Annotated in this window: 16 protein-coding genes; 2 read left to right on the plus strand and 14 right to left on the minus strand. The window is 65.3% G+C overall.

What is annotated here, in order from left to right; translation table 11 throughout:
* Window positions 1–29 precede the first annotated feature (29 nt).
* The 5 genes from secD to ACCQ07_RS12715 all read right to left on the minus strand — a co-directional run bounded on the left by secD (window position 30) and on the right by ACCQ07_RS12715 (window position 5,444).
* Window positions 30–1,874 carry a protein translocase subunit SecD gene (secD, locus tag ACCQ07_RS12695; RefSeq protein ID WP_218502670.1) on the minus strand — a complete coding sequence of 615 codons (1,845 nt, stop codon included), beginning with the start codon at window positions 1,872–1,874 and terminating at the stop codon, window positions 30–32.
* 190 nt (window positions 1,875–2,064) lie between these two features.
* Window positions 2,065–2,418 carry a preprotein translocase subunit YajC gene (gene yajC, locus ACCQ07_RS12700; RefSeq protein ID WP_003489768.1) on the minus strand — a complete coding sequence of 118 codons (354 nt, stop codon included), beginning with the start codon at window positions 2,416–2,418 and terminating at the stop codon, window positions 2,065–2,067.
* 131 nt (window positions 2,419–2,549) lie between these two features.
* Window positions 2,550–3,695 (minus strand): tRNA guanosine(34) transglycosylase Tgt, encoded by a 1,146-nt coding sequence (gene tgt, locus ACCQ07_RS12705; RefSeq protein WP_008574416.1) that lies wholly within the window; start codon window positions 3,693–3,695, stop codon window positions 2,550–2,552.
* Window positions 3,696–3,776: 81 nt separating this feature from the next.
* The gene (gene queA, locus ACCQ07_RS12710) at window positions 3,777–4,847 is read right to left on the minus strand and encodes a tRNA preQ1(34) S-adenosylmethionine ribosyltransferase-isomerase QueA (protein WP_372363374.1); all 1,071 of its coding nucleotides are present in this window, start codon (window positions 4,845–4,847) and stop codon (window positions 3,777–3,779) included.
* A 165-nt stretch (window positions 4,848–5,012) separates the two neighbouring features.
* Window positions 5,013–5,444, minus strand: a complete 432-nt coding sequence (locus ACCQ07_RS12715) for an Lrp/AsnC family transcriptional regulator (RefSeq protein WP_008574410.1) — start codon at window positions 5,442–5,444, stop codon at window positions 5,013–5,015.
* A gap of 122 nt (window positions 5,445–5,566) precedes the next feature.
* Here ACCQ07_RS12715 and ACCQ07_RS12720 point away from each other — a divergent pair, with 122 nt between their 5' ends.
* A complete protein-coding gene (locus ACCQ07_RS12720) occupies window positions 5,567–7,063 on the plus strand; it encodes an aminotransferase class III-fold pyridoxal phosphate-dependent enzyme (protein WP_008574408.1) in 1,497 nt (498 codons plus the stop codon).
* A gap of 351 nt (window positions 7,064–7,414) precedes the next feature.
* On the opposite strand, the gene ACCQ07_RS12725 is transcribed toward ACCQ07_RS12720, so the two are convergent.
* From ACCQ07_RS12725 to ACCQ07_RS12740, 4 genes are all read right to left on the minus strand, one after another.
* Window positions 7,415–8,122 (minus strand): glycosyltransferase family 32 protein, encoded by a 708-nt coding sequence (locus ACCQ07_RS12725; RefSeq protein ID WP_008574407.1) that lies wholly within the window; start codon window positions 8,120–8,122, stop codon window positions 7,415–7,417.
* Window positions 8,123–8,492: 370 nt separating this feature from the next.
* Window positions 8,493–9,872, minus strand: coding sequence for a purple acid phosphatase family protein (locus ACCQ07_RS12730; protein WP_014090431.1), 1,380 nt, complete (start codon window positions 9,870–9,872; stop codon window positions 8,493–8,495).
* Window positions 9,869–10,990, minus strand: a complete 1,122-nt coding sequence (locus ACCQ07_RS12735) for a phytase (RefSeq protein WP_041469682.1) — start codon at window positions 10,988–10,990, stop codon at window positions 9,869–9,871. The genes ACCQ07_RS12730 and ACCQ07_RS12735 overlap by 4 nt, the downstream gene beginning before the upstream one ends.
* A complete protein-coding gene (locus ACCQ07_RS12740; protein WP_372363375.1) occupies window positions 10,987–13,545 on the minus strand; it encodes a TonB-dependent receptor in 2,559 nt (852 codons plus the stop codon). The genes ACCQ07_RS12735 and ACCQ07_RS12740 overlap by 4 nt, the downstream gene beginning before the upstream one ends.
* A gap of 151 nt (window positions 13,546–13,696) precedes the next feature.
* Here ACCQ07_RS12740 and upp point away from each other — a divergent pair, with 151 nt between their 5' ends.
* Window positions 13,697–14,329: a uracil phosphoribosyltransferase gene (upp, locus tag ACCQ07_RS12745; protein ID WP_008574400.1), complete on the plus strand. Its 633-nt coding sequence runs from the start codon at window positions 13,697–13,699 to the stop codon at window positions 14,327–14,329.
* A gap of 150 nt (window positions 14,330–14,479) precedes the next feature.
* On the opposite strand, the gene ACCQ07_RS12750 is transcribed toward upp, so the two are convergent.
* The 5 genes from ACCQ07_RS12750 to ACCQ07_RS12770 form a co-directional block, all read right to left on the minus strand.
* The gene (locus ACCQ07_RS12750) at window positions 14,480–16,240 is read right to left on the minus strand and encodes a glycoside hydrolase family 9 protein (protein WP_372163922.1); all 1,761 of its coding nucleotides are present in this window, start codon (window positions 16,238–16,240) and stop codon (window positions 14,480–14,482) included.
* Window positions 16,241–16,529: 289 nt separating this feature from the next.
* Window positions 16,530–18,308 carry a gamma-glutamyltransferase gene (gene ggt, locus ACCQ07_RS12755; RefSeq protein ID WP_372163924.1) on the minus strand — a complete coding sequence of 593 codons (1,779 nt, stop codon included), beginning with the start codon at window positions 18,306–18,308 and terminating at the stop codon, window positions 16,530–16,532.
* On the minus strand, window positions 18,305–18,589 hold the full coding sequence (locus ACCQ07_RS12760) for a YfhL family 4Fe-4S dicluster ferredoxin (protein WP_014090436.1): 285 nt from the start codon (window positions 18,587–18,589) through the stop codon (window positions 18,305–18,307). The genes ggt and ACCQ07_RS12760 overlap by 4 nt, the downstream gene beginning before the upstream one ends.
* Window positions 18,580–18,762 carry a hypothetical protein gene (locus ACCQ07_RS12765; protein WP_218490655.1) on the minus strand — a complete coding sequence of 61 codons (183 nt, stop codon included), beginning with the start codon at window positions 18,760–18,762 and terminating at the stop codon, window positions 18,580–18,582. The genes ACCQ07_RS12760 and ACCQ07_RS12765 overlap by 10 nt, the downstream gene beginning before the upstream one ends.
* Before the next feature lie 58 nt (window positions 18,763–18,820).
* Window positions 18,821–19,318, minus strand: coding sequence for a hypothetical protein (locus ACCQ07_RS12770; protein ID WP_372163927.1), 498 nt, complete (start codon window positions 19,316–19,318; stop codon window positions 18,821–18,823).
* Window positions 19,319–19,361: the final 43 nt, after the last annotated feature.

Here is a 19,361-nt window from a genome sequence, read left to right on the forward strand (position 1 = left end):
TACAGACGGGCTCTTGCGAGGGACTCGCATTAAATAGCGACAGACTTCAGCTTCTTGCGGCTGCCGTAGATCAACACCGCCAGCGCACGCGAGACCGTGATCGCGGTGAACATCGAGGCGAAAATACCGATCATCATGGTCAGCGCGAAGCCCTTCAGCGGGCCGGTACCGAACGCATACAACGCCACCGCCACGATCAGGCCGGTAAGGTTGGCGTCGAGGATGGTGCCGCCGGCCTTTTCGTAACCGGCCGCGATCGCCGACTTGGCCGGTACGCCCAGGCGCAACTCTTCGCGGATACGCTCGTTGATCAGCACGTTGGCGTCCACCGACAGACCGACCGACAGCGCCAGGCCAGCAAAGCCCGGCAACGTCATGGTGGCGCCGAACAGCGACATCACCGCCACCACGATCAGCAGGTTGAACAGCAGCGCCGCTGAGGTGATCGCGCCGAACACGCGGTAGTAGATGGTGAAGAACACCAGCGTAAACAGGAACGAGTAGACCACCGCCGTGACGCCGCGCTCCACGTTCTCCGCACCCAGGCTCGGTCCGATGACGTATTCCTCGACGAAGTCCATGGGCGCGGCCAGCGAGCCGGATTTCAGCAGCTTGGCCAGGTTCTCGGCTTCGGTCTTTTCCAGACCGGTGGTCTGGAAGTTCTTGCCGAACACGCCGGCAATGCGGGTCGGCGACAAGGCTTCTTCCTTGACCCGTACGCTGCGCACTTCCTTGCCGTCGACCATGGTCACGGTGGGAATGCGCTCGATGTAGACCACCGACATCAGCTTGCCGACGTTGGCGCTGGTGTAGTCGAACATGCGCTGGCCGGCGACGTTGTTGAGCGTCACCGCCACTGCCGGCATGCCGTTCTGGTCGGTGCTGACCGATGCGCTGACCATCTGGTCGCCGGTCACCAGCGCGCGCTTGTTCAACAACACCGGCGCGTTGCTGTCGCGCAGGCGATAGACCTTGGCCTCCGGCGGAATGTTGCCGCTGCGCACGGCATCGTCGGCATTACCGTCGACCACGGCGCGGAATTCCAGCGAGGCGGTGGCACCGATCAGGCGCTTGGCTTCGGCGGTGTCCTGCAGACCGGGCAGTTCAACCACGATGCGGTCCTCGCCCTGGCGCTGGATGGTCGGCTCGGACACGCCCAGTGCGTTGACGCGGTTGCGCAAGGTGGTGAGGTTCTGCTCGATCGCACCGCTGGCGATCTGCTTGAGCTCGGCCTCCGGCACCTTCACGGCGATGTTCTGGCCGCTGACGTCGTAGGTCAGGGTCGGCTGCGCCTTGGCCAGCGTCACGCGCGCGGCGTCGGCATTGGCGCCCTCGCCCAGGTTGACCTGGATACTGTTGTCGGCGCGACGTTCCACCGAGCGATACGGGATACGCGCATCGCGCAAGGTGGTGCGGATGTCTTCGGCAAACCCGTCCAGGCGCTTTTCCAGCGCGGCCTTCTGGTCGACCTGCATGGCGAAGTGCACGCCGCCCACCAGGTCCAGACCCAGCACCATCGGCCGGCCGCCCAGCTTGGCCAGCCAGTCCGGCACGGTGGAGGCCAGGTTCAGCGCCACGGTGTAGTTCTCGCCCAGCTGCTGACGCAACACGTCGTTGGCGCGTGTCTGCGCCTGCAGCGAAGGCAACCGCACCATCAGGCTGTCGCCTTCTTTTGTGATCGCCTTCGGGGTGATGCCGGCGCTCTTGAGCTCACCGTCGATGCGGCTGCGCAAGGCGTCGTCGAGCTGCGCACCGCGGCTGGCGGTGATCTGCACGGACGGGTCCTTCTGGTACACGTTGGGCAACGCATACAGCGCGCTGACGGCCAGTACCAGCAGGATCAGGAAGTACTTCCAGCGAGGAAATTCGAGCATTGCGACAGTCCCGCGTGGCACCATCCCGGCGCCGCGCCTAGCAGTGAGAACGACTTCAAGCGACCGGTACAACGTCGCCAATGGTCTTCAGATGGATACGGGCGGTACAGCGGAACCGGTGGGTCACAACCTCCGGTTCCACCTGGCGACTGCGCCTGCCTGACAGCGGCGCAGCCGTGGCAAGACGCGTTTAGCTTGCCGACTTCAGCGTGCCCTTCGGCAGCACATGGCCCACGGCGCTCTTCTGCACGCGGATACGCACGTTGTCGGCCACTTCCACGCTGATGAAGTTGTCGCCGATGTCGGTGATCACGCCCGCAACACCGCCGGAGGTGATCACTTCATCGCCGCGCGCCAGCTTGTCCAGCAGCGCCTTGTGTTCTTTCTGACGCTTCATCTGCGGGCGGATCATCAGGAAGTACATCACGGCGATCAGGATGATCGGCAGCGCGAAGGTGGACAGGCCTCCCATCGGGCCGGGTGCCGGCGCGCCGCCGGCGGCCTGCGCCTGGGCAGCGGGGATCAGGAAATCGAGCAGATTCATTCAGTGCATCCTAGTTTGGTGCCAGCGCGCCCATGGGCCCGCTCGCTATTCAGGTACCGCCGGGGCGGAACAGCCGGGAATTATGCCACGCAGGTTCCACGCCGTCCGCGCCGGGGCGCGGACGGCCGGTCTCAGCTGGTTTCCCCCGGCAACGGCGGCGTGGTGGCGCCGCGTGCCGCATAGAAGGACCGCCGGAACTCCACAAAGGTTCCCGAAGCGATCGCCGCACGCATGTCGGCCATCAGTTTTTCGTAATACCAGAGGTTATGCAGGGTTCCCAGCATCGGCGCCAGCATTTCGTTGCAGCGGTCCAGATGGCGCAGGTAGGCGCGCGTATAGCCGCTGCTGCAGGCATGGCAGCCGCAGCCCGGCTCGATGGTGTCCAGGTCGCGTTCGTACTTTGCGTTGCGGATGCGCACGGTGCCGAAGGAGGTGAAATAGTGGCCGTTGCGCGCATTGCGGGTGGGCATGACGCAATCGAACATGTCCACCCCGCGTGCCACGCCTTCGACCAGGTCTTCCGGGCGGCCCACGCCCATCAGGTAACGCGGGCGCTCGGCCGGCAGGCGCGGATGCAGGTGTTCGAGCATGGCGTTGCGCTCGTGCTCGGGCTCGCCCACTGCCAGCCCGCCGATCGCATACCCGTCGAAACCGATGCCTTGCAGGCCATCCAGCGAGCGGCTGCGCAGGTCCGGATGCACCCCACCCTGCACGATGCCGAACAGCGCCGCATCGTTGCCCAGCCCGTCGTGCGCGTCGCGCGAGCGCTGCGCCCAGCGCAGGCTCAGCTCCATCGAGCGTCGCGCGACGTCCTCGGTGGCCGGGTACGGCGTGCACTCGTCGAAGATCATCACGATGTCCGAATCGAGCACCTTTTGAATTTCCATGCTCTCTTCGGGGCCCAGGAACACCCGCGCGCCATCGGTCGGCGAGGAAAAGGTCACGCCCTGCTCGGTGATCTTGCGGCGATGCGCCAGCGAAAACACCTGGAACCCGCCGGAATCGGTGAGGATGGGCCCATCCCAGCGCGCAAATCCGTGCAGCCCGCCGTGATCGCCGATGACCTCCAGGCCCGGGCGCAGATACAGGTGGAAGGTGTTGCCCAGGATGATCTCCGCACCCAGCGCGCGGATCTGCTCGGGCAGGATGCCCTTGACCGAGCCATAGGTGCCGACCGGCATGAACGCAGGGGTTTCGACCGTGCCACGCGGAAAGGTCAGGCGCCCACGCCGGGCATGCCCGTCGGTGGCTTGGAGCTGGAACTGGAGTCGGGACATTGAGGGGCCGGGAATGGGGAGTCGGGAATCGGGAATGGGAAGAGCGGTTGGCAGGTGGCTGATCGTTCGGCGGGTCCCGCCTTACGATTCCCCATTCCCGACTCCCGATTCCCCGCCCCATAACAACATCGCATCGCCGTACGAAAAGAAGCGATAGCGCTGCGCGATGGCGTGGTGGTAGGCGGCGAAGATGCGCTCGCGGCCGGCGAAGGCGCAGACCATCATCATCAAGGTGCTTTCGGGCAGATGGAAGTTGGTGACCATCGCGTCGACGCTGCGGATGCGGTAGCCGGGCAGGATGAAGATCTGGGTTTCGCCAGCGAATGGCTGCAATTCGCCTTCGGGCGCGGCCTTGGTCTTGCGCCAGGCGCTTTCCAGCGAGCGCACCACTGTCGTGCCCACCGCGATGACGCGGCCGCCGCGGGCGCGGGTGCGGCGTACCTGTTCGACCAGCGCGGCACCGACGTTGAGCCACTCCTTGTGCATCACGTGCTGGTCGAGCTTGTCCACCCGCACCGGCTGGAAGGTGCCGGCGCCCACATGCAAGGTGACGTGGCCGAACTCCACCCCGCGCTCGCGCAGGCGCGCCAGCAGCGGCTCGTCGAAGTGCAGCCCGGCGGTGGGCGCGGCGACCGCGCCGACTTCGCGCGCGAACACGGTCTGATAGCGCTCGCGGTCTTCGACACCCGGCTCGCGGCGGATATAGGGCGGCAGCGGCAGGCGGCCAGCCTCCAGCAGCCAGTGCTCCAGCGGGGTCGGGATCTGGAAACGCAGCAGATAGAACTCGCCATCGCGGCCCAGCACGTCGGCCTGGCCGCCGGCATCGAGCGCGATCACGCTGCCGGCCTTGGGCGACTTGCTGGCGCCGATCTGTACGCGCGCCTCGCGCTCGCCAAGCAGGCGCTCGATCAGGATCTCCACTCGCCCGCCGCTGGCCTTCTGCCCGAACAAGCGCGCCGGAATGACCCGGGTGTCGTTGAAGATCAGCAGATCGCCGGGCTGCAGCAGCTCGGGCAGATCGCGCACCTGGCGGTCGCCGAAGGCCGCTGGCGCCGGCGGCACCACCAGCAGGCGGCTGGCGGCACGTTCGGCCAGCGGCGCCTGGGCGATCAGTTCTTCGGGCAGCTCGTAATGGAAATCGGACTTCTTCAAGGCCGCAGGATCGTTGGCGGAGTAGCCGCATAGTGTAACTGCGGCCGGGAATTGAGATTGGGGATTGGGGATTCGTAACATCCAGGCCAAGCGGCCGGCAGCTTTACTACGTGGGCTGGCCAGCTTTTACTAATCCCCAATCCCGAATGCCCAATCCCGGCTCATTCACCGCTCGAACTTGGTCGACAGGATGATCGCGCTGGTCGTGCGCTCCACGCCGTCGATGGCGCCGATGGCGTCGGTGAGCACGTCCATCTCGTTGACGCCGCCGACCACGCCCAGGGCGACCAGGTCGTAGGCACCGCTGACCGAATGCAGCAGGCGCACTTCCGGGATATCGCGCAGCGCCTTCACCACGGCCGGCATCTTCTTGGGCAACACGGTGATCAGGATGTGCGCACGGATGCGGCCCTGCTCGTAGTCGTCATGCGTGCGCACGGTGTAGCCGCTGATCACGCCGTCGCGTTCGAGCTTTTCGATGCGGCTCTGCACGGTGGTGCGCGAGAGCCCGAGTCGCCGCGCGATCTGGGCGGTGGACGCGCGCGCGTCCTCGCGCAGCAGCGACAACAGGCGTTCGTCGGAGGGGGTGATCTTCACTATTGCGCATTCGTTTCGGCGAATCGACGAAAATACCGTACTTCCTGCCCAGATTCACGCTGCCAAACGCCGATCTTCTGCCGATAATAGGAAGGGAACGCCACCTTTGAAGGAGATGCGCCATGTCCGTCCTTGCCCCGCTCGCCCCGCTGCGTGCCCATGCCGGCCGCCGCCTGACCGAAGGCCTGGACGACGCGACCATCGCGCGCCTGGCCGTCAGCCACCCTGACCTACAGCAGGCCATCCATGCGGCAGCAGCCGAGTACGCGCTGGTGCGCGATGACGCCGCCGACCTGCTGGACCTGGACGAAGAGGCCCAGATCGGCGCGGTGCAGGAAGGTTTCATCAATTTCTATGCCGACGACGCAGTGACGCCTTACGTGGCACTGGCCGCACGCGGGCCATGGGTGGTCACGCTCAAGGGCGCAGTGCTCTACGACGCCGGCGGCTACGGCATGCTCGGCTTCGGCCATACGCCGTCCGCGGTGCTCGAGGCCATGGCGCGCCCGCAGGTGATGGCGAACGTGATGACGCCCAGCCTGGCGCAGCGCCGGCTCGATCGCGCCCTGCGTGCCGAGATCGGCCACAGCCGCGGCGGCTGCCCGTTTGCACGCTTCATGTGTCTCAATTCCGGCTCCGAAGCGGTGGGCCTGGCCGCCCGCATCGTCGATACCAACGCCAAGCTGCACACCGACCCCGGCGCGCGGCACGCCGGTGCCACCATCAAACGTCTGGTGGTCAAGGGCAGCTTCCATGGCCGCACCGATCGCCCGGGCCTGTATTCGGATTCCAGCCGCAAGACCTACACCAAGTACCTGGCCAGCTATCGCGACGAGGATTCGGTCATCGCGATCGCCCCGTACGACGTGGCCGCGTTGCAACGCGCCTTCGATGAGGCCGCGCGCAATCACTGGTTTATCGAGGCGGTGTTCCTGGAGCCGGTGATGGGCGAAGGCGACCCGGGGCGTGCGTTGCCGGCCGAGTTCTACGCCGCGGCGCGCGCGCTGACCCGTACACATGGCAGCCTGTTGCTGGTCGATTCCATCCAGGCCGGGCTGCGCGCGCATGGCGTGCTGTCGGTGGTGGACTACCCGGGATTCGAGCAGCTCGACCCGCCGGACCTGGAAACCTATTCCAAGGCGCTCAATGCGGCGCAGTACCCGCTGTCGGTGCTGGCGGTGACCGAGCACGCCGCGCAGGTGTATCGCAAGGGCACCTACGGCAACACCATGACCACCAACCCGCGCGCGCTCGATGTGGCCTGCGCCACCCTGGCGTTGTTCACCCCGCAGGTGCGCGACAACATCCGCATCCGCGGTGCGCAGGCGATTGCCAAGCTGGAGGCGCTGCAGGCCGAACTCGGCGGCTTGATCACCAAGGTGCAAGGCACCGGCCTGTTGTTCTCCTGCGAACTGGCACCGCAATTCAAGTGCTACGGCGCCGGTTCCACCGAGGAGTGGTTGCGCCACCGCGGCGTCAACGTGATCCACGGCGGCGAGAATTCGCTGCGTTTCACCCCGCACTTTGCGATGGATGAAGACGAACTCGATCTGCTGGTCGGCCTGATCGCACGTGCGCTCAAGGAAGGCCCGCGTCAGGTGCAGGCCGCAGCGGCCTGATTTGCTCCACGCGGCACGCCGGCGCGCATGTCGTCGGCGTGCGGCAGATGGCTGACAGGTCTTCCACCGGCGCTCTGCGCGGCGCCCTGGAACCGCGATCAGCGCCGGCGACAGTGGCGCAAGTCTTCGGTTGCGTCCAGCCGATCCAGGGTGGGTCATCAGCCATTGTCCCGACTGCGTTGCCTGGTCTGAATTTGCGCAATACCTGCAACACACGATGCGAAGCCACGAGAACATGCAAGCTTGCGCTTGCATAAATCGCCTGCAGCATGCAGGGCGATGACCTCACCCAGATTCGACCTGAGCGGCCCTGCCCCAGGTCGATTGCCGTATCACCGTGCACGCTGCCACTCAGATCGGCACCGCATTCAACTTGCGGCGCAGGTAGTTGGTGAGCGCACGCCGCGGCGACTTGCCGCGCCACGATGCCCAGCACAGGTGCGAGCCGACCGCGATTTTGCCGCCACGATGGCCAAGCCCGAACCAGGTGCGGTCCGGATGGAAGGCGTCGCGTGGCGGGAACAGGATGTCGGCGAACTGCCCACCATGCGCGTTGTAGAAGCGCGTCAGCCCACGCGGGCCCGAAATCATGGGGATTTCGCGGTGATCCTGCAGCGTTTCCGGGGCATGCGCGGTAAAGATGTGCTCGATGAACGCGCGCCAGAACGGATGCCCGGGCTCGGAGCCAAACACGGCATTGCCGATCTTGAAGTCTTCCTGGCCCGGCGCACCTTCCTCGACGGGCAACACGCAATGCTGCGACAGCACCTGCGCATCGAGCGGTCGTAGCAGTTTGTAGTCGGTGTCGAAGTAGAAGCCGCCATGTGCGTGCATGTACGCGCACCGGGCGATGTCGGCTTTCATCACGCCGAAGCGGATCTGCTCGTAGCGCTGGGCAAACTCGGGAAACGCACGCCGCATCAGTTCTGCGTTATCGGCATCGTCCCAGACGTAACAGGTCCATCCAGGCAACAGGCGCTGCAGGCGATCGCAGATCCTGCGCTCTTCCCACAGCAGCTGCTTGGTGGGTGCGGTCAGGTGAATCAATTGGGGAATCATGGGGGCGACTCGGGCGGTGGGGGAACCGAGCCGCCACCGCAGTGCCGCATCGATTCGGCTACCTGGTCGCTGGCCCGGCCGTACCAACCGTAGTCGCACTATCGACGTGACATAAATCGCAGTACATGATGATCAACTGCAAGCTCATAGAAACAATCTATGCAAATGCGAAGTTTTGAAACAACGCATAAATACAGTCGAAATCCGGATTAAACCGCGTGCTGCCCTGTCATATTCAAGGCGGCGGTCGGGCACCTCGAAGAAGCTGGCAGCGGACACGCAACCACGTGCAGCTTGCAGATCGTCTGCGCACTGCTGCCCAGCCACCAGTAGCACGGTATTGCTTGGGCAGGCTGTTGCCTGCCCTCGCTCATTCCCAGCATCGATCCGCACGCCCTTTGAGCGTTGCACTGCGCGGGCAATTGCGTGGCGCGATGCGTCCCGCCTCGCGTTCGATCAAGCGTTTGCTGCCGTCGCTGTCGCGTTGCAGTTCGAACGCGTCGTAGAGACGTCCGGTGGCCGTGCGCGATTCGTACACCAGATGCTGGCTGTCCAGACGCAGCACCTGATAGAGCTGGGTGTCTTCGCCCACCGGGCGCATGGTGGTGCGCGCCATGTCCGACAGGCGGTACTGCTTGGGCCCGGCGACCGAGACCACGAAGACCGGCGTCGCCTGCCCGGCCGCATCGCCGCGTCGGCCGTAGGTGTGGTCGTGGCCCTGCAACACCAGATCCACCTTGTGGCGTCGGATCACCGGCAGCACCTGTGCGACCAACTTTTCGTTTTCGCGATCGGCACGCGGCGAGAAGAATGGCTGGTGGATCAGCACGATCGACCAGGGATGCGGGTTGTCGGCCAGCACCTTGTCCAGCCACTGCGCCTGCGCGGGGCCGGTCCCCAGGTCCAGCGCCGAGGTGCCGTCGAGCACGGCAACGCGCACGCCCTGGTAGTCGAACCAGTAGCTGGTGCGCGCAGTGGCCGAAGGCCCGTTGCGCGGCAACGCAAAGGTCACCGGCCAATGACTGCCGAGCACGCGGGTTGCCTGCGGCGTGTCTTCGCCCTCTTCGTGATATTCGTGATTGCCCGGCGCCGGCGCCACTGCAGTGCCTTCCAGCAGCCAGCGCCCGGCCTCGAACCACTCGGCCCATTCGTTGTCGTCCTGGCCGTCCTTGCCGCTGACCAGGTCGCCGGCGAACAAGGCCAGCCGCGCGTCCGGCGCCGAGCGCCAGGCCTGACGGATCACCCGCGAGACCAGACTGAGATTCTTGTTCTGGGTATCGCCGAAATACAGCAAGGTCAGCGGCGTGGTGGCTGTGGCAGCCGTGCGGAAGTGATTCCACGCGCCCCAGGTCCCCTGCCCCTGCACGCGGTACGCGTACATCGTGTCCGGCTGCAGCCCGTCGACATCGGCGCGATGGTGATGCGAACTGCCGTTTTCGCTGGCAAGCGTCAGCGTGCTCGCCCGAATGCGTCGTGGCGTGCCTACATCCGGCGAATCGCCGGCGACCACCAGTTCCAGCCACGGTCTGTCGACGCTGGCATCGGTGCGCCAGGCCACCGCAAACCCTGTGGCCGCGTCCTGCGCCGGCGTGGCGACGATGCGGTCCGGGAAGCCATCGGCAACATAATGCGTCGAACCCGCCGGCACCTGCGTATTGGGTTCGGCAGCACGGTCGGCAGCCGAGGCTGAAACGCTTATGGTTGCGATCGCCGCAAGCAACGCAGAGATCGATCTGCGCGCGGCCATCATGGCGTGCACTCTTTCAGGCGCAATGTCCGCGCGATATCGCGCCAATCGAACGCGGCCACTGCCTGGTCGTCATGCAACGCATAGAACACGCCACCCGGAAAGCGCGTATCGCTGCGTTGATCCAGCCACACGCCATCGGTGTTGGCGGTCACACGGCCGGCAAAGGCGCCGACATGCGCCAGCGTCTTGCGATCGAAGACCTGGAACACGCTGCGGTCCTTGAACTGATCGGTGGCGATCCAGTAGCCGCTCCCGTCGCTGCATGCGAACAAGCTGATGCCCTCGGCCTGCGCCTTGAACAGCCCGGCGCCGACGTTGCGGCCGCGATACCGCCCGTCCATGCCGTAGTCGCGCAACTGCGTGCCCACGGCCACGTCTTCTTCGGCAATCATCAGCCGCGCATTGGCTTCATCGCCGAACACCGATTCGGCAATCCGTACCGCGCCCGCTTCGCTGGTGTCGCCAAAACTCTGCGTCAATCGTGCCTGCCAGCCCTGCCCTGCAGCATCGAGCTGATAACGCCGAAAGCGCTGGCCAAGCTCGGCCAGCGGCGGCGGCAGATCCTTGTTGGCCGGCGACATGTAGTTGTCGCTGACCACCACCTCGTAGCCGCCCTCGTGCTTGCGCACCCACAGGCCGTAGGGCTCGCGCAATTGGTTCTGGCCAAACGCCGTCACCGGCGTCAGATCGGGCAAGGAGAAGACCTGCACGCGCCGGTTGTCGCGCTCCACCACGAACACCAGGTCATCGACCACCGAAATGCCGTTGGGGCGGTCGAGCTTGCCCAGGGCCTTGCCCTTGCCGCCGACCACGCGCAGCCGCTTGCCGCTGTCGCCGTCGAACACCACCAGCGCATGCGTGTCCTTGGCCGTGGCGATCACCCAACGGCGACCATCCGGCGCCATCCAGCTGGCCGGCGAATCCAGGTTGTCCGCTGGCGTCAGCGCGGTAATGAAGGCTTCCGGCACCACTTCGTGCGCTACGTTGGCCTTGCTGAGCAAGGGATCCTTCAGCAGCGCTTCGTCGGCTTCGCGGCCGGCCGGGGCACTGGCGCAACCGACCAATGCGGCGGCAGCGGACAGCAGCGTGATCTGCACGAAGGTGCGTGGTGCGATCACAGCGCCACCTTCAGGCCAAGCGCGTAGGTGCGGCCGTACTCTTCATTTTGCAGGGTGCGCGAGCGGATGCCCTGATACAGCTCCAACGGCTCGTCCAACAGGTTCTGCGCTTCCAGATACAGGCTGACGTGGCTGTTGAATTGATAGTTCATGCTGAAATCCAGCTGCGTGTGTGGGGCAACGTAGATATCGTACGCACGGCTCTGCCCGATGGTGTCCAGATATTGGCTGCGATACACCGCCGCCACGCGCGCACTGAACCCGTATTTTTCGTAGCCCAGGTGGCCGCTGTAGATGCGCTTGGACGAACGCGGCAGGGTGAAGTCGTCGCCGGCACGATTTTCCAGGCCCGGATTGAAATCGCTGTCCAGCAGCGTGGCGCTGGCACCAACCAGAAAGCCATTCCAGCCCTCGGGCAGGAAGTCCAGGGTCTGCTGCCAATTGAATTCCGCACCGCGCACCTTTGCGGTGTCGCCATTGATCGAGCGTGTGACCTGCAGACCCGGAAATTCCGCATCGTTGGTGTTGATGGTCTGCACGATGTAGTCGTCGATCGACTTGTGGAACACGCCCAGCGAGATCACGCCGGTACTGCCGAGGTATTTTTCGAACGACAGGTCCAGGTTCTGCGAACGGTACGGATCGAGATCGGGGTTGCCCAGACTCACCTCGTTATCGCCACGGTTGATGCTCACGCGTGGCGACACATCGCCGAATGCCGGGCGCGACAAGGTCTTGTTGGCCGCAAAGCGCAGCACCCAATCGTTGCCACTGTCGTAACGCAGATGCAGGCCGGGCAGCACGTTGGTGTAGCTGCTGGAAGCCTCGCGTGGCGTCACCGTGGCGGTGCGGCCATTGGCTGCCACGTCCACCTGGTTGCCGGTGGCATCGAACTGGGTATTTTCCACGCGCACGCCGGCGATCATGCGCAGTGCGCCGATGTCCCAGGTGCCCATCGCATAGGTGGCGAAGACATCTTCGGTGGCCGTGTAATCGTCCTGCAGCGAGGTCTGCAGATTGACGCCCACATCTTGCGGACGTGCACTGTACAGATCGCCGGAGGTGTTCCAGTAGCGGCGCATGCCGTCCGAGCCGATGCTCTGGCCCAAGGTGCCGCCACGGTGCTCGGGCGCGGCGGTGGTCCAGTCGCTCAGGTCGATGGCCGGCCCACGACGCAGCTCGTTTTCGTCCACGTTCACCCCGCGCTCGCGCCAGCGGCCGAGCACGCCCATCTTCAGGCTGGAATGCTCGCCGTCAAAGCGCACATTGATCTGTGCGCTGCGCTCGCTGTCGTCCACCTGCGTGGGCGCAATCACGAAGCGATCGAACACGAAATCATCGTTGCTCTGCCAGCCGTTGTCGGAGAAGCCCAGCTTCGGAATGCCACTGCGCTGATCCACCGTGGCCGCCAGATCGTCGCCGTCGTAATTGAAGCGCGCTTCCTTTTCATCGTTCACGCGCTCGCGGGTCTTGGTGTAGCCCAGCTTGTAATCCACGGTGGCGGCGCTCAGGCGGTTTTCGCCACCCACGCTCAACGCCATGGTGTCTTCCTTCTTGGTGCGGTAGCGCACGCGCTTGGAAATGCTGTCGGCCGGCAGGTCGTCCACGCGATAGGTGCCGTCGCCATTGGCACTGACCTCGCCATCGCTCAACCCGAAGATGGTGCGCTGACGCGTTTCGGCATCGTCGAAACGGCTGTAGAGCGTGCGCAGGTAGTAGCGATTATCCGCGTCCGGGCGCCAGTCCAGATTGAGGTTCGCGCCCATGCGGGTGCGTTCGATGAAGTATTTGCGGCGTTGCACTTCACCGGCGAACAGATCGTCGTCCGCGCCACCGTCAAAGGTGTCGTAGGCCACTTCGGTATTGTCCGATTCGAACTCGCGGTCCTGATAGTTCACGCCCACGGCCACCCCGAAGGTGCCATTGAAGATGTCGCTGTAGTTGAAGGCGCCCTTCGGGCTGGTCTTGCCCGACAGCGACTGGTGGCTGGCTTCGATGGAGCCGCGCAAGGTGCGTCCGTCACGATCGAAGGCGGAGGTGGATTCCACCTGGATCGCGCCGCCGATGGAATCGCCCGGCATGTCCGGGGTCGGCGACTTGACCACCTTCAGGCGCTCGGTGGAATCGGAAGGAATCACGTCCAGCGGTGCCGAACGCGTGCCGTCTTCCGGCGTGCCCATGGTCATGCCGTCGATGGTGACGCTGTTGAGCGACGAATCCAGGCCGCGGATGACCACAAAGCGGCCTTCGCCCTGGTCGCGCGTCACGCTGACGCCGGGCAGGCGCTGCAAGGATTCTGCAACATTCTTGTCCGGGTAACGTCCCATCGCATCGGAGGCGACGGCGTCCTGGATGGCATCGGAGGCGCGTTTGAGATCGACTGCGCGCTCCTGCGCTTCCAGCTGCGGGCGCACCTCCAGCCGCTCCAGGTCGATTGCCGCAGCGCTGGCAGCGCCGCCCGTGGCCGCACCCTGGGCCGCGTGCGCCAGCGGACTCCACGTGGCCGCAGCCAACGTCAGCGTGATCGCCAGGCAGAGCGGAGTCTTGTTCAACACGGGTGCTTCCCCAATCGGTTAAGAATGGGTGGGCACACTATGTCTACGACGTTTCACTGACATGACATATGCATCAGCGATCACACCCGAAGTGTGGCGACACACCGCGCGGCTGCGGCACACTGTGCCCCTCTCCCGCCTGCCGCTGCCCATGAAAATCGTCGAAGTCCGCCACCCCCTCGTCCAGCACAAGATCGGCCTGCTGCGCGATGCCGCGTTGAGCACCAAGGGCTTCCGCGAACTGGTCACCGAACTGGGCACGCTGCTGGCTTACGAGGCCACCGCCAATCTGGATACCGAATCGCACACCCAGCCGGGCTGGGCCGGCCCGGTGACGGTGCAGCGCATTGCCGGCGCAAAGATCACCTTGGTACCGATCCTGCGCGCCGGTCTGGGCATGCTGCCCGGCGTACTGGCACTGATTCCTGCCGCACGCGTGAGTGTGGTCGGTCTGCAGCGCGATGAAGAAACCCTGCAACCGGTGCCCTATTTCGAACGCCTCACTGGCCGCCTGGAAGAACGCGACGCCCTGATCCTGGACCCGATGCTGGCCACCGGCGGCACCCTGATCGCCACCATCGACATGCTCAAGCGCGCCGGCGCACGGCGCATCAAAGGCATCTTTCTGGTCGCCGCGCCGGAAGGCCTGAAGGCGCTCGAAGCGGTGCACCCGGATGTCGAGGTCTATACCGCGGCCATCGACGAACACCTCAACGACAAGGGCTACATCCTGCCCGGCCTGGGCGATGCAGGCGACCGGATTTTTGGAACGCGGCTGGAATGAGTTTAAGCCCCTCTCCCGCCCGGGAGAGGGGTTGGATGAGGGTACGGTGTATCAGTATTCCTGCCGACGCCGTACCCTCATCCGGCGCTGCGCGCCACCTTCTCCCGACGGGAAAAGGAACAGCCGCGGCATCGGCTTGATAGCGACGCTTTAGCGCGTCGACGCCTCGATCGCCGCGCTCACATACACCAGCGGCGCATTCCAGTTGATCGCCACCTCGTTGGTGGAGTAGCTGCAGAAGTTGTCCAGGTACGACAACGCCGGCCGTTTGGAGGGGTACGGCACCTTGCACTCCTTGGCATCCTGCTGCCCCGGCTGCGGGCCGCCGACCAGCCAACCCGGCACCGGCGCTTCGATCCCATCGGCCTCTGAGGGTCGGTGATGGATATGCATCGGGGTGCGTTTGCCTATCCCGGTCACGAACGACAGCCCCAGCGGATTGCGGCCCAGGATGTAGTCCAGCTGCGATTGCGCCGCATCCAGAAATTGCCGCTGCTGCGTCAGCCGGTAGCCCTGTAGCAGCATCATCGCGCGGTTGAGCACCCCTGCATTGCTGCCCCAGACGAAATCGCTGTCGTTCATCGCCAGCCGCCATGCCGATGATTGCCAGGTGTCGGCCAACCGCTGTGCCAGCCCGGTGATCTCCCGTGCGATCCGCGCGCGATCGGCATGCGGCGTGAGTCGGTCGCGATGCGCGGCCAACGACATCCAGGCCAGCCCACCGACATTGCCCCATGAGGGCACGGTGGCCGGCACGTTGCGCGCGATCATCGCGTCGTAGAACCCATCCTCGCCGGTGGCGATGTACAACTCGGCCGCCGCCCAGGCGAATTCGTCATCCAGGTGTGCATCGTCGTAACCGCCGGTACGCACGTCGCTGGGCTGCCGGTAGATCACGTCCGGATGCTGCTTCGCCCACGCCCACGCAGCCCGCGAGGCTTTCATCATGTGCGCCGACAGCCCCGGATACTGCTTTTCAAATGGCGCATATACGCGACTGGCGACGGCCATCACCGCAGCGAAGTCCAAGGTCGCGGCAGTGGTCTTCATCACCACGTAGCGTTGCTGGGTGGCCTGATCCGGCATCACCAAGCCATCGAACTGCTTGTCGGTGAGCTTGTGGTACACGCCGCCATCGGCCGGGTCCTGCATGGCGAGCATCCAGTCCAGATTCCACCAGGCCTCCTGCAGGATGCCGGGCACGCCGGGCGCATCGTCGGGGATGGTCAGCGGCTTGGACCTGAAGAACGCCGGATACTGCTCGTAGGCCGCCAGCAAGGTGTAGGTGCTGATGCCGGAATTGACGATGTACTTGTTGTAGTCGCCCGCGTCGTACCAGCCCTTGGGCGCGCTGATCACGCTATCGGTCGGACGCGTTGCAGACGCTGCGGACGGATGGATGCGCACCTGCGTATCCAGGTGCCCGGCCGCGCGCGCATAGCGCCCGGCATAGCGTGCCGGCAGCGCGGTGCTGGCACGGTTGAAGTAGAACGCCTTCAACGCTGCATCGACCAGGGGCTGATAGGCATGCGCGTTGATGGCGAAGGTCTCCGATGCCGGCAGCCCGTCGACCTTCAACCGATAGGTTCCGACCGCACGCAGCCCGGAAAAATCCGCCACCCGCGCCTGCTGACCGGCCGGCGACCACATCGCGGCCGGCTGCAGGGTTCCCTGCAACACGCTGCGTCCCTGTGCATCTTCGACGGTGAAGCGGTCCGAACGCTGCGCGGCGTCCTGCGGCGGCAGCCCGACGATCGCCATTTTTGCCGAGCCCGGCAGATAACCCAGCTGGTTGACGTGGATGGCGTCGCTGGCCGCCACGGCCTCCTGCCTGCCGGTTGTCTCTGCAGCGCAGGCGAGCACGGGCGAAACGATCATCAGGCTGGTGAGCAGAGTTTTGAAGATAGTCATGCCACGATGGTCGCCGCATTATCTTGCAGCGACAAGTCCAATGCCGGCATAGCCGATGCGTCAATCCGCATCGCTGCAGCAATGCGCCCCTTGCGCGGATCGCCTCGCACGCAGCCATGCCGCGCTCATCATCACCGCATGCCAGCAATCAAGCGCATGCTGGGCGGGCAGCAAACGCGCCAGCCCAGGCAACCACGGTCGCATTGCATCGATGGCGCTTGATTGAAACAACGAACAACGCCCGGCCGCCTTGCCGGCTACCGGGCGTCGACGCAATCGGATTCACGCCTCAGCGTGCCGTCGCGTCCAACTGCACTTGCGCCTTGCCCACCGGGTTGCGCGGGTCGCTGCCGCCGCTGAGCACGTTGCGGCGCTTGTCCCACTCCACCGTTTGCAGGTTGCCCCACACATGGCTGGAGCCACGGCCGCCTTCGGCGGTGTCGCCTGGCAATTTCAGTGCATGCCCCATCGCTTGCAGGCCCTTGGCGGTCTGCGCCGAAAACGCGTCGGTCTCGGCGTCGATCACGTCCGGCAACCACTGGTGGTGATAGCGCGGCAGCGCACTGACCGCCTGCGCATCCAGGCCGGCGTCGTAGCCCAGGATCCCCAGCAGCACCATGGTGATGATGCGGCTGCCGCCCGGGGTGCCGAGCACGATCGCCTTGTCGGCCGATTCCATGAAGGTGGGCGTCATCGAACTGAGCATGCGCTTGCCCGGCTTGGGCGCGTTGGCGGCGTAGCCCATCACGCCGAACGCATTCGGAGTGCCCGGCTTGAGCGCGAAGTCGTCCATCTCGTTGTTGAGCAGCACGCCGGTGCCCTTGGGAATCAGGCCCGAGCCGTACAGCAGGTTCACCGTCTGGGTGGCACCGACGCGGTTGCCTTCGCCATCGATGATGGAAAAGTGCGTGGTCTCGTCGTCTTCCAGCGGCGTGGGGTTGCCCGACAGCAGATCGCTGGGCGTGGCCTTGTCCGGGTTGATGGTGGCACGCAGGCCTTGCGCGTAGTCCTTGCTGGTGAGCACGCGCTGCGGCACGTCAACAAAGTCCGGGTCGCCCAGGAAGAAGGTGCGATCGCGGTAGGCGCGGCGCATCGACTCCACCACCAGATGGGTGCGATGCACCTCATCGAGCGTGTTCAAGTCCCAGCCCTCCAGGATCTGCAGCATCGCCGCCAGCGCAATACCACCGGACGACGGCGGCGGCGCAGTGGTGATCTTCCAGCCGCGGTAGTCGAACTGGATCGGTGCGCGCTCCTTGACCCGGTACCCGGCCAGCTCGGCCGCGCTCCACTGGCCGCCGGCCTGCTTCACGCCGGCCAGCAACTTCTTGGCGGTCTCGCCCTTGTAGAACCCGCCGAAGCCCTTGTCGCCGAGCAGCTGCAGCGTCTGCGCCAGCTCCGGCTGCTTGAAGGTGTCGCCTTCGGCAATGGGTTTGCCGCCGCGCAGATACACCTCGCGCGTACCGGGGTAACGCTCCATCACCTCGCGCCGCGAGGCATAGCCCTTGGCCATGCGCGCGTAGACGGGAAAACCCTCCGTCGCGATGCGGATCGAGGGTGCCAGCGACTGCTTCAGCGGCAGCCGGCCGTGTTTGGCAGCCAGCTCCACCAGCGCTGCGGGCAAGCCCGGGATGCCCGCCGACCACGGGCCGTTGACCGAGCGGTCGCGGTCCAGCTCGCCTTTCTTGTCGAGAAACTGCGCTTCGGTGGCCGACGCGGGCGCGGTTTCGCGCGCGTCCAGCATCACGTCCTTGCCGGTCTTGGCGTCGTGCAACAGGAAGAAACCGCCGCCGCCCAGCCCTGAGCTGATCGGCTCGACCACCGCCAGCGTGGACGACACCGCCACCGCGGCATCGAACGCATTCCCGCCCTCGCGCAGGATCTGCAGGCCGGCATCGGTGGCCAGCGCATGGCCGCTGGCGATCGCCGCGCCGGGTGGATGCGCGGCAACCGCTGCGGTGGTGGCCGTCGCCGGCTTGGCGGCATCGGCGCACCAGGCCGCTGGCGCCAGCACAAAGGCCAGCAGCAACACGCCGCGCGAAGAAAAACGTCGGGAAAAAGTGCTCACGGGGCGGGGGGCTCCTGTTCGTACAGTTCGGGGTGATCGCGCTGCAACTGCATCAGCTTGGCCAGCAACTGGTCATGGGTTTCCGGAATGGCCGGATCCGGATCGATGCATTCGACCGGGCACACCACCACGCACTGCGCTTCGTCGAAATGGCCCACGCACTCGGTGCAACGTGCCGGATCGATGACGTAGATGGTTTCGCCCATCGAGATGGCGTGATTCGGGCACGCAGGCTCGCAGACGTCGCAGTTGACGCAGAGCTCGTTGATTTTCAGAGACATATCGGCACTACGATGCGACGCGACGCGACGCGCTGCAACCGCAGGCGCTGGAACGCAATGTGCTGCTGCAGCCGGGCGCCCATGGCGCGCAGCGGCAGGTAGATAGCGCCCTGGGCGCTGTCGGACACCGGCCTGGTGCGGCCGGCTCCGGTGGAGTGCGAACTCGGCAGCATGGTGCATTCCCAGGCTGCGGCCGGATACGCCCTCCCGCGCATCCGGCCTGCTACGGCATTACTTGGCTTCAACGAAGATGTATTCCGCGCCCTTGGGCTGGACGATGGTCTGCACGCGCGCGTTGTCGGCAGCATTGCCGATGAACAGCACGCGCACACCCTTCATCGAGTCCGGTGCCACGTCCTTGAACGCCGCATCGATCAGGTCGGCCATCTTGCTGGACGCCGACGAACCGAAGGCCAGCATGTTGCCCGGCTGCACGCCACGCGCGAGCGCGGTCTTGACGCTTTCCAGCTGACGCTCGTAGCTGCCGGCAAATTCGGCGTCCGACTCCGGCGGCAAGTAGTACAGGAACGGGCTGTTGGTGGTGGTGCCCAGGTTCTGGCCGACCACTTCCTGCAGGTACTTCTTCCAGCCGGCGTTGTCGTCCTTGGCCGGTGCGGTCAACGGGGCCGGTGCGGCGGCAGCGGTCGGTGCCGGCTCTTCCTTCTTGCAGGCGGTGACCGCCAGAGTGGCGATCGAAGCGAGCGCCAGAGCGCGCATGGTGTGTTTCATGAAACTCCTCCCTTTGAAATGCATGTGGTGATGTAACTGCAGA

Origin of the sequence: Xanthomonas sp. NCPPB 3583, assembly GCF_041475715.2 — a bacterium.
In the GTDB taxonomy this organism is placed as follows: Bacteria; Pseudomonadota; Gammaproteobacteria; order Xanthomonadales; family Xanthomonadaceae; genus Xanthomonas; species Xanthomonas euvesicatoria.